Annotated in this window: 14 protein-coding genes; 5 read left to right on the top strand and 9 right to left on the bottom strand. The window is 39.8% G+C overall.

Going from position 1 to position 13,385, the window contains the following annotated elements; all coding sequences use genetic code 11:
- Positions 1-18 precede the first annotated feature (18 nt).
- Positions 19-378 carry a hypothetical protein gene (locus BFP71_RS01725; RefSeq protein ID WP_069833733.1) on the top strand — a complete coding sequence of 120 codons (360 nt, stop codon included), beginning with the start codon at positions 19-21 and terminating at the stop codon, positions 376-378.
- Between the two features lie 2 nt (positions 379-380).
- Here BFP71_RS01725 and BFP71_RS01720 read toward each other — a convergent pair whose 3' ends face one another.
- Complete coding sequence (locus BFP71_RS01720) at positions 381-1,109, bottom strand: nitroreductase family protein (RefSeq protein ID WP_069833732.1); 729 nt, start codon at positions 1,107-1,109, stop codon at positions 381-383.
- 1 nt (position 1,110) lies between these two features.
- Positions 1,111-2,559 carry an SLC13 family permease gene (locus BFP71_RS01715; protein WP_069833731.1) on the bottom strand — a complete coding sequence of 483 codons (1,449 nt, stop codon included), beginning with the start codon at positions 2,557-2,559 and terminating at the stop codon, positions 1,111-1,113.
- Between the two features lie 85 nt (positions 2,560-2,644).
- Here BFP71_RS01715 and BFP71_RS01710 point away from each other — a divergent pair, with 85 nt between their 5' ends.
- Positions 2,645-3,610, top strand: coding sequence for an endonuclease/exonuclease/phosphatase family protein (locus tag BFP71_RS01710; protein WP_069833730.1), 966 nt, complete (start codon positions 2,645-2,647; stop codon positions 3,608-3,610).
- A gap of 327 nt (positions 3,611-3,937) precedes the next feature.
- Positions 3,938-4,810, top strand: coding sequence for a succinate--CoA ligase subunit alpha (gene sucD, locus BFP71_RS01705; RefSeq protein WP_069833729.1), 873 nt, complete (start codon positions 3,938-3,940; stop codon positions 4,808-4,810).
- A 412-nt stretch (positions 4,811-5,222) separates the two neighbouring features.
- On the opposite strand, the gene rny is transcribed toward sucD, so the two are convergent.
- The 7 genes from rny to rpsT form a co-directional block, all read right to left on the bottom strand.
- Entirely contained in the window at positions 5,223-6,788 is a 1,566-nt protein-coding gene (gene rny / locus BFP71_RS01700) for a ribonuclease Y (protein WP_069833728.1), read from the bottom strand.
- A gap of 46 nt (positions 6,789-6,834) precedes the next feature.
- Positions 6,835-7,122: a cell division protein ZapA gene (locus BFP71_RS01695; RefSeq protein WP_069833727.1), complete on the bottom strand. Its 288-nt coding sequence runs from the start codon at positions 7,120-7,122 to the stop codon at positions 6,835-6,837.
- A gap of 12 nt (positions 7,123-7,134) precedes the next feature.
- Positions 7,135-7,428 carry a hypothetical protein gene (locus BFP71_RS01690; protein WP_069833726.1) on the bottom strand — a complete coding sequence of 98 codons (294 nt, stop codon included), beginning with the start codon at positions 7,426-7,428 and terminating at the stop codon, positions 7,135-7,137.
- Positions 7,428-9,842, bottom strand: coding sequence for a phenylalanine--tRNA ligase subunit beta (pheT, locus tag BFP71_RS01685; protein ID WP_069833725.1), 2,415 nt, complete (start codon positions 9,840-9,842; stop codon positions 7,428-7,430). The genes BFP71_RS01690 and pheT overlap by 1 nt, the downstream gene beginning before the upstream one ends.
- Before the next feature lie 65 nt (positions 9,843-9,907).
- A complete protein-coding gene (locus BFP71_RS01680; protein WP_088124827.1) occupies positions 9,908-10,537 on the bottom strand; it encodes a DUF1684 domain-containing protein in 630 nt (209 codons plus the stop codon).
- 74 nt (positions 10,538-10,611) lie between these two features.
- On the bottom strand, positions 10,612-11,301 hold the full coding sequence (gene radC / locus BFP71_RS01675; RefSeq protein ID WP_069833723.1) for a RadC family protein: 690 nt from the start codon (positions 11,299-11,301) through the stop codon (positions 10,612-10,614).
- Between the two features lie 108 nt (positions 11,302-11,409).
- On the bottom strand, positions 11,410-11,661 hold the full coding sequence (rpsT, locus tag BFP71_RS01670; RefSeq protein WP_069833722.1) for a 30S ribosomal protein S20: 252 nt from the start codon (positions 11,659-11,661) through the stop codon (positions 11,410-11,412).
- A gap of 197 nt (positions 11,662-11,858) precedes the next feature.
- On the opposite strand from rpsT, the gene BFP71_RS01665 reads away from it, so the two are divergent.
- Together BFP71_RS01665 and BFP71_RS01660 are read left to right on the top strand one after the other, a co-directional pair.
- Positions 11,859-12,599 (top strand): membrane or secreted protein, encoded by a 741-nt coding sequence (locus tag BFP71_RS01665; RefSeq protein ID WP_088124826.1) that lies wholly within the window; start codon positions 11,859-11,861, stop codon positions 12,597-12,599.
- A gap of 196 nt (positions 12,600-12,795) precedes the next feature.
- Positions 12,796-13,350 carry a YXWGXW repeat-containing protein gene (locus BFP71_RS01660; protein ID WP_069833721.1) on the top strand — a complete coding sequence of 185 codons (555 nt, stop codon included), beginning with the start codon at positions 12,796-12,798 and terminating at the stop codon, positions 13,348-13,350.
- The last annotated feature ends 35 nt before the right edge of the window (positions 13,351-13,385 follow it).

Genomic DNA, 13,385 nt, shown 5'->3' with positions numbered 1-13,385 from the left:
TAATCAAAATCATGAACTATGAAGCTTTTAAAAACACTTGCCTTATTATTTCTTTCATCCGGCTTGTTATTGGGTCAAACATCCAACGACAATTTAGCTAAGGCCGATACTCCTGTTAAAACGCATCAGTTTAAATTCGAAAAAGCCACGCCGACACTATTAAAAGTAGATGTTAAAAAAGTGCAGACTTTACAAAAGGCGAATCTTCAGACTTTCGATTTGTCATTTCTCAAGGACTACGAATTTAAAGAGTATAACATGGGAGAATATTACTTCAATAGTACCCTAATTTGTATGCCATTTATTGAATGGGGCTCACACGTTATACCGTTTCACTTGAAGCAACAGACCTTTACAGTAATGAAGAAGAAAAAGTAGGGTTATACCTCGAAAATGACTTCTTCATTGGGTATTCTGAACCTACCGGAATAGATACCGTCTTCAGCGGCAGGCCCACATCCAATCACCATTACTACTTCGGCTTTTCTAGGTAATTTCAAGAAGCTTTTTATTCGTTTGGCGTCCATACCTTCCATGGGGCAAGTGTCATAGCCTTCGGCCTTCATGCTCATCATAAAATTCTGAGCTGCCAGCGCAGCGCTTTTGTGAACAGAGATTCTAATATCGGCTCTATTGCCATGCCTTACCATTGGGCCTTTCAAGCCAGCAAAAAAGAAAAAAATCTTTTTACCAATACCCCAAAGGTCCAACCAGTCTGTCCAATAGTACTTTGGGATTAGATTTTTATAGTAGTTCATGGCTCGTTTCGCAGGTTTCGATGCCGCATCTGGATAAACTCGCTCCATTTCTGCTACCAATGCTTCTTGACGTTTTTTCCAAAGGTCTCTTCTCCCCACTACCACCACTAATTCTCTTGCAGTTTTGGCAGCTTTTTGGTTCATACACATCCAAGCTACTTTTTTCAACGCCTCAGGTGATTTAATACGGTAGAATTCCCACAGTTGCATGTTACTGCTGTTAGGCGCCAAAATACCGCGCTCAATACTTCTTTTTACAGCGTCATGGTCAAAGAATGCATCGGAATCATAAATACGAACCGACCTACGATCTTGTACTATCTGGTCGAAGTGTAGCGCTGATTCTTTCATATTAATAAATGGCAGGAATGAGGGTTTGCGATAAGATCACCAATAGCAGGATGGCAATTACATTCAATAGGATACCAGCTCTCATCATATCCTTGATTCTTACCATTCCGCTCGAGAATACAATAGCATTTGGAGGGGTAGAGATAGGCATCATAAAGGCATAACTAGCTGCCAGGGTAACGGGCATGGTAAGGTACATCGGGTTAATTTTTAAGCTTATAGATATACCAATGACCACAGGAATAAAAATGACTGTTAGAGCTACATTGCTCATTAACTCAGTCATAAATAGCATAAAAGCAATCAGACCTGCAACTAGCAAAATGGTATTGATGTCTCCATTTCCAGCTATTGATTCTCCGACTATTTGCACGATGTCCGACTTTTCCATTGCCTTAGCCAAGGTGAGTCCGCCACCAAACAACAGGAGTATTCCCCAAGGTAGTTTTGAAGTGTATTCCCATTCCATTAAGTACTGCCCTTTCTTGATGTTCAAAGGTGTTATGAACATCAAAATGCCTCCTGCCATGGCGATAATCGAATCGTTTAATAGATTAGTATCGAACCAGTTGTTAATACTACCTCTAAGTATCCAAGCCAAAGCAGTCGATACAAAAATGATAGCGACTCTCTTTTCAGCTTTACTAATTTGACCAAGTGCAATGAGTTGGTCTTCTATTACCTGAGAAGATTCTGATAATCGATCTAATTTGCTAGGGTATAAAACCCTGGTGATTAAAAGGTAAGTGATCGTGAGCATGATAAGACAAATGGGGAGGCCCACCGTCAAATATTTGGCAAATGTCACTTCAACGCCCAGCATATCGTTCATAAACCCAACCCAGGCTACATTGGGCGGCGTACCGATGATTGTGGCTGTACCGCCAATATTTGCTGCGTAAGCGATACCCAGCATTAAGGAAAGGGCAAACCTTTTTTGCCCCTTGCCTGATTCATTATTGATTCCCAAAAGGTTGGTAATGGAAATAGCTATTGGTAACATCATCACTGTTGTAGCAGTATTACTAATCCACATTGAAATAAATGCAGTTGTAACCATGAACCCTAAAATTATGCCGTTAGGGTTTGTGCCTGTAAGCTTAATAAGGTTTAAGGCGATCCGTTTATGAAGATTGTGACGTTCCATGGCCAAACCCAGTAGAAACCCACCCATAAATAGGAAAATGATTTTGTTGGCATATGGCGCCGTCGCTTCATCGACTGTAAAGACACCAGTTAGCGGAAACAATATTATGGGTAGAAGTGCTGTTACGGCTATTGGTGCCGCTTCCGTTACCCACCATACGACCATCCAAACCGCACTAGCGATTACTTTCCAAGCCAGCGGATTCAATGCGGTTTCGGGGCTCCATAGTATGATTAGAATAAATAGGGCGGGTCCGGAAATTAAGCCAAATACCTTTGCTCCACGAAACTCTGGTTGCTTCAATGTTTTTGATTTTATAACAGTTCGTTAACGGGAAACATTGAGCCGTCAACTTTCTAGATATTTACTTTACTGAAAAGATAAAGGAATGAAAAGAATAATCATATGCTTGATGGTTTTATCGGTGATCACTGGAACATACGCTACGGGTCAATCTTTGAAGAGAAAAGGCACGAGTGTACCGGTAGGGTTTAATTATCAGCCTGATCAGATCAAAATTCTCAGCTGGAATGTTGAGCATTTTGTCGATGGCCATGACAATCCGTATGTAAACAATGGGAGAGAGGATGATCCTAAGGACCAAATGAATGGAAAAGAGGCTTTGCTCGCAGAAGCGATCAAAAAAGTGAATGCCGACATCGTAGTATTACAAGAGTTTGAGAGTAGTGAGTACCTGAGAGCCATTGCAGATAAGCATTTTTCGAATTTAGGATATCAGTTTTTTGCAGGAAATGAAAGTGATGGGTGGTATATGAACGTAGTGATTATGAGCAAAGTGCCACTGGGCACTATGTATAGTTATGGCTCGCTTTATACCCCAGTTCCGGGTATAACTGACAAAGATGGTAATGAAGAAACCCAGATCAACTTGAATACTAGAATGTGGTCGATCGATATTTTTCCCACTAACGATTATGAGTTCAATTTGACAGGAGTTCATCTTAAAGCTGGCCGCGGGGAACGGAATGAGCAAATGAGAATTGGGCAAATTTCATTCTTGAAAAATCAATTCGCCAGATTCATCAAGGAAGATAAAAAGGCAAACTTGGTAATGATGGGTGATTTTAATAGTCTTCCGGATAGTAAGGAGATGAAGGTGTTGTTAAAAGGAAAGAAAGGTCTTCAGTTTATAGATCCTTTGGACCCAACAATTTTTTCGCATCCATCGGATGCTCCGAGCAGGCGATTGGATTATATAGTTCCTAACAAAAATATGATGAGTGAGCTGGTGGAAGGGTCACTAAAGGTTGAGTATATTTTGGACAAAGCCGAAATGATAAGATTAAGTGATCATTTACCATTAATAGCAGAATTTCAGACAAGCGATAAATAGAAAAAGCCCCTAATCTAGGGGCTTTCTCATCTTCAACCTTAAAATACTAAAAACTAACTAACTACTTTTAAATCTGTTAATAGTAGAATTTAATTCTGATCAACAACTCAAATCAACTCAATTTTAGAATTAACTTCTGCATATAAGACGCAAGCCTCAAGAAAATAGTTTCGTTTAGTTGGTAAATTTTTGGTTAAAAACTGTTAAATGCCGATGGAATGGAAATAAGACGCATCACAGTTAGAGAAAAGGCCTTTTCTTGATCATTATTCCTTTTGCTGAAGCCGTTTTATATTCTATTTTTGCCTCAAATTTAAACCCACTACCATGAGCGTTTTAGTGAACAAGGATTCAAAGGTGATTGTACAAGGATTTACAGGTTCTGAAGGTACATTTCATGCAAGTCAAATGATTGAGTACGGTACCAATGTCGTTGGTGGTGTTACTCCAGGCAAAGGAGGACAAACTCATTTAGACAAACCAGTTTTCAACACAGTTGAAGATGCAGTTCAGCAAGCTGGTGCCAACGTATCTATCATATTTGTACCACCTGCTTTCGCGGCTGATGCCATCATGGAAGCGGCAGACGCTGGTATCAAAGTGATTATCGCTATTACTGAAGGAATCCCAGTGAAAGATATGATTCACGCTAAAGAATATATCAAGAGTAAAGACGTAACGCTTGTAGGACCTAACTGCCCAGGTGTGATTACTCCTGGAGAAGCAAAAGTTGGTATTATGCCTGGTTTTGTATTTAAGAAAGGTAGAGTAGGCCTAGTATCTAAGTCTGGAACATTAACCTATGAAGCTGCCGATCAGTTGGCTAAATCTGGGTTGGGTATTTCGACTGCTATTGGTATCGGTGGTGACCCTATTATCGGCACGCCGACTAAAGATGCGGTGCAAATGTTGATGGAAGATCCTGAAACAGATGCAATTGTTATGATTGGTGAAATTGGTGGTAACTACGAAGCACAAGCTGCTAAGTATATTCAAGAAACTGGTAATAAGAAACCTGTTGTTGGCTTTATAGCTGGTCAAACCGCTCCTCCAGGTAGAAGAATGGGACATGCTGGTGCAATTATCGGTGGCGCTGAAGATACAGCAGAGGCCAAGATGAGAATTATGGCAGAGTGTGGGATTCACGTAGCTAAGTCTCCTGCTGATATTGGTGAGACTATGGCCAATGTATTGAAGTAATTATTGAAAATTCATATTAAAAAAGCCCTTTCTGGTGTATCCAGAGAGGGCTTTTTTTTAGTAAATGAGTATGAGCGCTATCACTACAAGCAGTATTAGTAATTCGAATTGCTCAGATACTTTCTGTATCGCTTTTGAAAAGTAATTCATGATGGCACTGGTTTTGGTTGTCTATGGCTTAATGAAAAAGTGTGTGCTTATTTTCATTTTGTAGAACTGGAGGTCGTCATCTACGACCTCCTATTCCAAGAGACTCAACTAAATCAGACTACTATTGAATCTTACTGACAAGTCAAAGTTGAGGCTTTACCTAGGAGTGGACAATACCCAGAACTAGGTATTTTGCAAATACCGTTCTAACACTGCTAGATACGCGGAGTGCTATAATGTGGAAAGGGGCTTCTGAGGCTACTTATTTGGCGTAATTCACTGCTCTCATCTCACGGATAACAGTGACTTTAATTTGACCTGGGTACTGCATTTCTTTTTCTATTTTCTGAGAAATGTCAAAGGAAAGCTGCCCAGCTTTTGAATCCGTTACTGATTCTGCATCTACCATTACCCTAAGCTCTCGACCTGCTTGGATAGCATAGCATTTATTTACGCCATCAAAACTTAGGGCAAGATTTTCTAGGTCTTTGAGTCGTTTGATGTAAGACTCCATTACCTCACGTCTAGCACCAGGTCTAGCACCAGAAATGGCGTCACAAGCCTGTACTAGAGGGGAGATCATGGAGGTCATTTCTACTTCATCGTGGTGTGCACCGATTGCGTTACATACTTCTGGGTGCTCTTTATATTTTTGAGCTAATTCCATTCCTAGAACTGCGTGTGGTAACTCTGGCTCTTCATGCCATACTTTACCAATATCGTGTAATAGACCTGCGCGTTTCGCTCTCTTCGTGTTTAAACCAAGTTCTGAAGCCATTGTGGCACAAAGGTTGGCAACTTCTCTTGAGTGCTGTAACAGGTTTTGTCCATAAGAAGATCTAAAACGCATTCGGCCCACCATTTTTATTAATTCAGGATGCAAACCATGAATTCCTAAATCAATGACAGTTCTTTCTCCAATCTCAGAAATTTCTTCTTCGATGTTCTTGGTGGTCTTCGCTACTATTTCTTCAATGCGTGCAGGGTGAATCCTTCCGTCCGTGACCAATCTATGGAGTGATAGCCTAGCGATTTCTCTTCTCACAGGATCGAAACCTGAAATAATGATTGCTTCAGGGGTATCATCTACTATGATTTCCACACCAGTGACGGCTTCTAGTGCTCGGATATTTCTTCCTTCTCGGCCGATCACTTTCCCTTTGATATCATCGCTTTCTATGTTAAAAATAGATACACAATTCTCAATGGCATGCTCTGTCGCTGTACGCTGAATCGATTCTATGACAATCTTTTTAGCCTGTTTGGCACCAGCCAATTTGGCTTCGTCAATAATGTCTTTCACTAAAGCGGAGGCTTTTGATTCGGCCTCCAATTTTAAGGTCTCAATGAGCTGTTCTCTGGCTTCATCGGCTGAAAGGTTAGCTACTTTTTCTAGCGCTTTTACTTTTTCTTCCACCTTATGCTCAAGGTCTTCTTTTCGCTTTTTAACAATATCTAGCTGCGCTGCTACATTCTGTTTGAGGCTGTCTAGCTCCGCTTCTTTGCGGTTAGCATCGGCCTGCTGTTTATTTACTTTTGACTCGCGCTGCTTGATTTTATTCTCGTTCGCTATGATTTGATTTTTCCGACGGTTGGCCTCATCGTCAAAGTCAGATTTAATCTTGAGGTACTTCTCCTTAGCTTCAAGAATTTTATCCTTCTTAATGCTCTCGGCGGTGATCTCAGCTTCTTTAATTAACAGTTTAGCTTTTTCTTCTAGATCGGCCGCTGCTTTTTTATTGACTTTTTGTAGGGCAATTCTTCCGATGATCACACCGATCGCAAGTGCTGCGATGCCTACTATTATGATTGTTAATGAGTCTCCCATAGGTATAAATCTATGCAGAGAGGGTAGAAAGAGCTGAAATTAGAAGTTAAGAGATAGCTTCTTTGACCATTTGATTAATAGAATCGATTTTACTGTCAGTAGTACTATCGATTGCACTACTGGATTCTTCACCTTTCAATTTGGCTACCATGCAGTCAAAGGCCACCATGGCTAACAAATCTTCTTTGTCGTCAATACCGAACTTTTCTCGATAAGACTTCAATTGGTCGTTTATAAATTTTCCTGCATTACGTACCCTTTCCTCTTCGTCCGGTTTCACCTTCATGGGGTACTCGCGGTCTCCTATTTTTAACTTTACTGATAGAAGATCCATCTATTTATTGGCTTAGCTCAGATGTGCAATACACCTGTCTATCTCTTTTATATACTCGTTTAACTTATGTTTCAACTCAGTAGATTCTTCCTTCTCTACTGTTGTGCTAGATACAATTTTAGCGATTTTATACTGATTTTGAAAATCAGTTAGTTGACCCTTAAGGGTCTCAATTTCTATTTGAAGTTGTTCGTTTTGCTGCTGCAATTGAAGTTTAGCTTCTTTATCGGCCTCGCGAGATTGGATAAGTATCTTGAGGTTATTCTCAAGATTTTGAAGTTTGCTATCAATTGTATCAGCGGCCATTATTTTCTAATTATTGCGCCAAGTTCTTTTTCAAAACCATGCATAAGCCTACTCATGGTCTTGTCTATTACTTTGTCGTTCAACGTTTTTTCTTGGTCTTGTAAAAAGAAACTAATCGCGTAAGCTTTCTCGTTTTCACCGATTTTGTCACCCTCATAAACATCAAAAACATTTAATCGAGTGATCAGCTGGCGCTCTAGTTTCATTGCCAATCGTCTAATCTGGTCAAAATTTATGGCTTTATCAACTACTAATGATAAGTCTCTTTTAACTTCTGGGAATTTTGATAGCGGTTTATAGTCTACAGAGAGTGGATAAATGCTCTTCATGAAATCCCAATCTATGTCAGCCATAAATACTTCCTGCTTCACCTCATTTTTAGCGGCTAATTTGGCATTTACCTTGCCCAATGACACTAATGGCTTCTTACGAGTCGAAATTGTTAAGCCATATGAAAAAATATCGCTTTCGACTGGATTTACATCGTATTGTTTTACACCAAATTTGTCAAGCAGTTGGCTAATGATCTGCGAAAGATCATGATATTGAACTGGGCGTTTTTTCTCTTGCCAGTTTTCTTCTAAGTTTTCACCCGTAATGAAAATTGCTAGACGTTCATGCTCTTTATACTTATCGTTGACTTTATGATAAGTTCTTCCAAACTCATACAGAGATAAGTTGTTTTGTCTTCGCTTGATATTTCTATCGATAACCTCAAGCCCATTAAAAAGAAGGCTTTGGCGCATGACAGTTAACTCTTCACTGAGGTAGTTGAGGATATTCACATTTTCTTCTTCGGCCAAACTAGAGGTGCTTTCTGAATAAGCTTTTTTGGTCAATGAGTTAGTCACGATCTCGTTAAAACCAGCGCCTGAAAGTATTCTTGAAACTTCTAATTGGATCGCATCCGAATCTCTTTGTGGAAATTCTGAAAGGAAAGAACTACTAAGGGTGTCTTTTAGCTCAATATTATTGTAGCCGTAAATTCGCAATACCTCCTCCACGATATCAGCTTCACGTTGTACATCAACTCGATAAGCAGGCACAACTGCTGTGAAGCCTTCCCCAGTTTGATCAGTGAGCTGAATATCTAAAGATTCGAGTATTGCATCAATTTTCTCGTTACCGATGGCTTTACCAATCAGCCTATCGATGTTTTTATACTTAACAGGCACTTTGAAATCTGCTATCGGTTCTGGATAGATATCGGTGATTTCGGAAGTGACTTTACCACCAGCTAATTCTTGGATAAGTAAGGCTGCATATTTTAGCGCGTAAACGGTAATGTTTGGATCGGTACCTCTCTCATATCTAAAGCTGGCATCTGTTTTTAGTTGATGCGTTTGCGCGGTTTTTCTAATGTAATCAGGTGAGAAATAAGCGCTCTCTAAGAAGATACTCGTTGTACTTTCGGTAACGCCTGACTTAATACCACCAAATACTCCAGCGATACACATGCCTTCTTCGGTGTTACAAATCATCAAGTCACGTGCTGATAGTTTTCTTTCTTTTTCGTCTAACGTGGTAAAAGTGGTGTCTTTTGGTAGTGTTTTTACAATGACCTCATTGCCGGTTATTGCATCGGCATCAAAGGCGTGCATTGGTTGGCCCAAACTATGCAAAACGTAGTTCGTAACGTCCACTACATTGTTGGTCGGGTTTATCCCAATGGCATTAAGTTTAGCTTTCAACCAATCAGGAGAATCGGTTACGGTAAGCCCCGTCATGGTAAGCCCAGAATACCTTGGGCAGGCTTCTGTATTTTCAACACTTACTTTAATGGTCTTTTCTTCGGAGTCGATTTTAAATTCCTCAATCGATGGAAGTTTTACCTCTCGATTAAACAACGCCTTCAGGTCTCTAGCCGTGCCTAAATGTGATGCAGCATCCGCTCTGTTTGGTGTAAGACCAATTTCATAAACGAAATCCGATTCTACTTTGAAATATGTACTGGCAGGTGTGCCATTCGGTAAATCAGTGTCTAAAACTAAAATACCATCGTGTCCGCTACCCAGACCAATTTCGTCTTCGGCACAAATCATACCTTCTGAAACCTCACCTCTGATTTTTGCCTTTTTTATTTTAAATGGATCGCCACCAGCTGGGTAAAGCATAGTATTTACCGTCGCTACTACAACTTTCTGTCCAGCTGCTACATTTGGAGCGCCGCATACAATAGGCGCTGGTGTATCCTGGCCAATGTCTACGGTGGTAATGCTCAACTTATCTGCTCCAGGGTGTTTTTCACAAGTAAGTACCTCGCCAATAACAAGACCTTTTAATCCACCTTTAATGCTTTCGATTTCTTCAAGACCCTCTACTTCTAATCCTGAGCTTGTCAACTGCTTGCTGATTTCCTGAGGTGTTTCAGGTAAGTCAATGTATTGTTTTAACCAATTAAGGGAAATCTTCATAAGTATTGAATTGATCCGATTAGCGGAATGCCAAAATTAAGGATTTAGCTTTTTCAATTAACGGTTTATTCAATTTTATAAAGCTTCTCGCCAGCCTCAATAGGAATTTTTAATATGTTTTCTCTGGGTGGAATGGGGCAGCTATATTCCTCGTTGAAATGACAGTAAGGGTTGTAGGCCGTGTTAAAGTCTATGGTAACCGCATTTGTATTTCTGTACATGACATCAATGTATCGACCGCCACCATAGGTTTGAAATGCACTCGTTTCATCAGCAAACATTAGCGATAATTTATTGGGGTCCGTTTCTTCCCAATCCTGATAGATCAATACTTTCTGGGGAGCTCCGTTGAGCTCAAATTCGGCATAGCCAAAAGGAATGTACTTCAATTCTTCACCAGTTGTGGATGGTATGAATATCGGTCTTTGTTTTTCTAAAAGGGTCAGTCTTGCTGTTACCTTGTAATCCTCATTAATTGGGAAGTAGTTTAAACCTTTAAAATTTCGGCGGTCTTCTTCCTTTAATGGTGAGGTGCTCGAGACCATAAACCCATTTTTGTCTTTGCGTTCGGTGTTTAATCGCTCTATGTAGTCTTCTGTACTTTCACCAACCGTCAGAAAATTCAGAATGGTAATCCCAACGATGGCAACAACTAAGATTCCAAAAATGTTATTTCGCTTCATACATAAAGCCATCACAGGCCGGTTTATACTCCTGCGAAGTTAGCCCTCACTGCACTGAAAAGGAAATTATTAGTGATCAATTCCGGTCAAAGAATGCCTTGATCAGAAAAGCTAAAAAAACCATGATCTGTAAATATGATATGGTCGATAACGTTGATTTCGAGTAGTTTTCCTGCTTCCTTTATTTTGTTAGTTATTTTAAGGTCTGCCTCGCTCGCATTAAGGTTTCCGCTAGGGTGATTATGAACAAGGATTATGCTACTGGCAAAATTGTCCAAAGCTGTTTTGAATACAATTTTAGGGTCGACAATCGTACCTGAAATGCCACCTAAGCTGACTAGTTTCTTGCAAATGAGGGTATGGCTCCTGTTGAGAATAAGTATCCAGAACTGCTCAGTTGGTTGATCTAGTAAGTCAGGGATCATTAGGTCGTAGACATCTTTGGCGCTCTTGATTAGTAACCTGTTTTCTAGCGATCTGTTTTTTCTTCTACGACCGAGTTCTAGAGCACTCACTATTGATATGGCTTTGGCTGCGCCGATGCCTTTGAATTTTCTAAGTTCTGATACACTTAGTCTAGCTAAACTATTGAGGTCGTTACTGACGGATGTAAGTATTTGTTTGGAAAGGTCGACGGCACTTAACGATTGTGAGCCAGAACCGATTAAGATGGCTATGAGTTCTGCGTCTGAGAGAACGGATTTACCTTTTTCTTGAAGTTTTTCTCGTGGCTGATCGGACTGGGCCCAGCTTGAGATATTTAATTTTTCATCCATTCAGTAAATATATACTGAAAAGATATGACAAAATATATTAATTAATTTGTAAAAGACATAAAAAAACCGAATCACGTAGTGATTCGGTTTCATTGAATTTCTTAAGTCTTAAAGACTGTTTACCATCTTAGTCAATTTAGACTTGTTATTAGCAGCTTTGTTCTTGTGAATGATATTCTTCTTTGCAAGCTTATCCAACATGCCAACTACTTTCTTCAAAAGCTCTTGTGCTTCGCCTTTATCAGATGTACCTCTTAGCCTTTTGATATAGGTACGAGTTGTTTTACTCTGATATCTATTTCTCAAACGCTTTGCTTCGTTTGATCTAATTCTTTTTAACGCGGACTTATGATTTGCCATTTAATCTGTGCTTTCTAAATTGGGATGCAAAGATAGGTGTATTTCAAATAATTACAAAGAGTTGCAATTTTATTTCCAAGTAATTTTCACCACTGCATCTATCAGGTTTGATTCTTCACATCAAATTTAGGCCTTTCGTAGGATTCATCATTCTTTTTTGAGCTTAGATCGGGTATTTTGATATAAATTTTAAGATTATGAAAGCTTTACTATCCTTACTTACTTTTTCAGTCTTCTTAATTGCATCGGATCATCGTTCAGAGGCTGATTTAGCAGAAGCACTCGAGGGTGCTTGGGAAATACAAACTGTAGACGGTGAAAAACTGGACCACAGGGGCGTACTTTTAATTGAGTCTCCTTACGCTTTTTATACAGAATTTGATATTGATTCTAAAAAGTTTGTCGGTAGCCGAGGGGGTGCCATTCAAATAATGGGAGATAAGATTTCCTACACCACAGAATTTAATACTTGGGATAAAGAAAATGTTGGGACCGATTATGAAGTTACCGCTTCTATGAACAGAAAAAAGGCGACGCTAGAATTTAAGTCTTCGGGCGATTCTTTTACCATGGTATTAACCAGAATAGATAATGGCGATGGAGATCTTGCAGGTGCTTGGCGCATTACTGATAGAATGCGAAATGGGGAAATGCAAGCCATGAGACTAGGAGCTAGAAAAACGATTAAGATGATTACAGGCTCGAGATTTCAGTGGGTAGCTTTTAACCCAGAAAGCAAACAGTTTTCAGGTACTGGTGGTGGAAAGGTTGTGCTGAAGGACGGAAAGTACAATGAGCACATTGAGTTCTTTTCTAAAAACCCAGATCGGGTGGGAGCGGATTTAAGCTTTGACTACAAAGTAAATGGTGATAAATGGGATCACAGTGGATTAAGCTCAACTGGAAACCCTATTCGAGAAATTTGGACTAAGCAATAACTTTAATAGTTTTTGTCAAACGTATGAAGGGCCTTTTTGGTCCTTTTTTTATGGCGTTTAGTCAATTATATGCTGGTATGAGTAGGTGTTTTTTGAGGCTCCGATTGCTTTTTGGCATGGTAATGGATTAGTGTAGGTCAATGCATTAATTATGGTCCGGGCCTTGAATTTATTTTAGAACTTAAATATCAAGGTTATGAAAAAAGCTTTACTAACATTAGCGATACTATTATTCACTGGTCTGTCAGTTGAAGTACTGGCACAGCGTAAAAGATCGGATGATCGAAGCCCAAGAAAGGAAGCGACCTTGAATAATAGAAGGGATGCGGATCTTCGCAATTCCAGAAATAATAGGAATTCCAATATCAGGAATAACAAACGTAACAATAAGGCTTACGTTAAGAACAATCGCAGAGCCGATAGGGTAGTCCGTGTAGTTGATAGAAGGGTGTCGAGAGACCGAGGATGGACAAATTACGGTTATGCTGATACACGCAGAAATAATCGCAGCTACTACGATTTTGACGCCCGAAGAGGAAGAAGAATACTAGTTAATAGAGGTTATAGACCTAGTAATCGACACATCTGGTTGGCTGGATACTGGTCTTATAATCCTAGGTTAAGAAGAGATGTTTGGGTTGAAGGTCGTTGGGCCATCAGACGAGCAAATCACAGATGGATTGCAGGTCACTACCAAAGAGTTAATGGTCGTAGAGTCTGGATAGACGGATGTTGGACAATTAGATTGTAATATATATCGAGCCCCGAATTTATTCGGGGCTTTTT

Source organism: Roseivirga misakiensis (assembly GCF_001747105.1).
Classification (GTDB): Bacteria; Bacteroidota; Bacteroidia; order Cytophagales; family Cyclobacteriaceae; genus Roseivirga; species Roseivirga misakiensis.
The sequence above is the reverse complement of the archived record's forward strand: the minus strand, read 5'-3'. Positions and strand labels throughout refer to the sequence as shown.

Coding starts and splice junctions, on each gene's coding strand:
- BFP71_RS01725 (WP_069833733.1), top strand. CDS start 19: ATGAAGCTTTTAAAAACACTTGCCTTATTATTTCTTTCATCCGGCTTG.
- BFP71_RS01720 (WP_069833732.1), bottom strand. CDS start 1,109: ATGAAAGAATCAGCGCTACACTTCGACCAGATAGTACAAGATCGTAGG.
- BFP71_RS01710 (WP_069833730.1), top strand. CDS start 2,645: ATGAAAAGAATAATCATATGCTTGATGGTTTTATCGGTGATCACTGGA.
- sucD (WP_069833729.1), top strand. CDS start 3,938: ATGAGCGTTTTAGTGAACAAGGATTCAAAGGTGATTGTACAAGGATTT.
- rny (WP_069833728.1), bottom strand. CDS start 6,788: ATGGGAGACTCATTAACAATCATAATAGTAGGCATCGCAGCACTTGCG.
- BFP71_RS01695 (WP_069833727.1), bottom strand. CDS start 7,122: ATGGATCTTCTATCAGTAAAGTTAAAAATAGGAGACCGCGAGTACCCC.
- BFP71_RS01690 (WP_069833726.1), bottom strand. CDS start 7,428: ATGGCCGCTGATACAATTGATAGCAAACTTCAAAATCTTGAGAATAAC.
- pheT (WP_069833725.1), bottom strand. CDS start 9,842: ATGAAGATTTCCCTTAATTGGTTAAAACAATACATTGACTTACCTGAA.
- BFP71_RS01680 (WP_088124827.1), bottom strand. CDS start 10,537: ATGGCTTTATGTATGAAGCGAAATAACATTTTTGGAATCTTAGTTGTT.
- radC (WP_069833723.1), bottom strand. CDS start 11,301: ATGGATGAAAAATTAAATATCTCAAGCTGGGCCCAGTCCGATCAGCCA.
- rpsT (WP_069833722.1), bottom strand. CDS start 11,661: ATGGCAAATCATAAGTCCGCGTTAAAAAGAATTAGATCAAACGAAGCA.
- BFP71_RS01665 (WP_088124826.1), top strand. CDS start 11,859: ATGAAAGCTTTACTATCCTTACTTACTTTTTCAGTCTTCTTAATTGCA.
- BFP71_RS01660 (WP_069833721.1), top strand. CDS start 12,796: ATGAAAAAAGCTTTACTAACATTAGCGATACTATTATTCACTGGTCTG.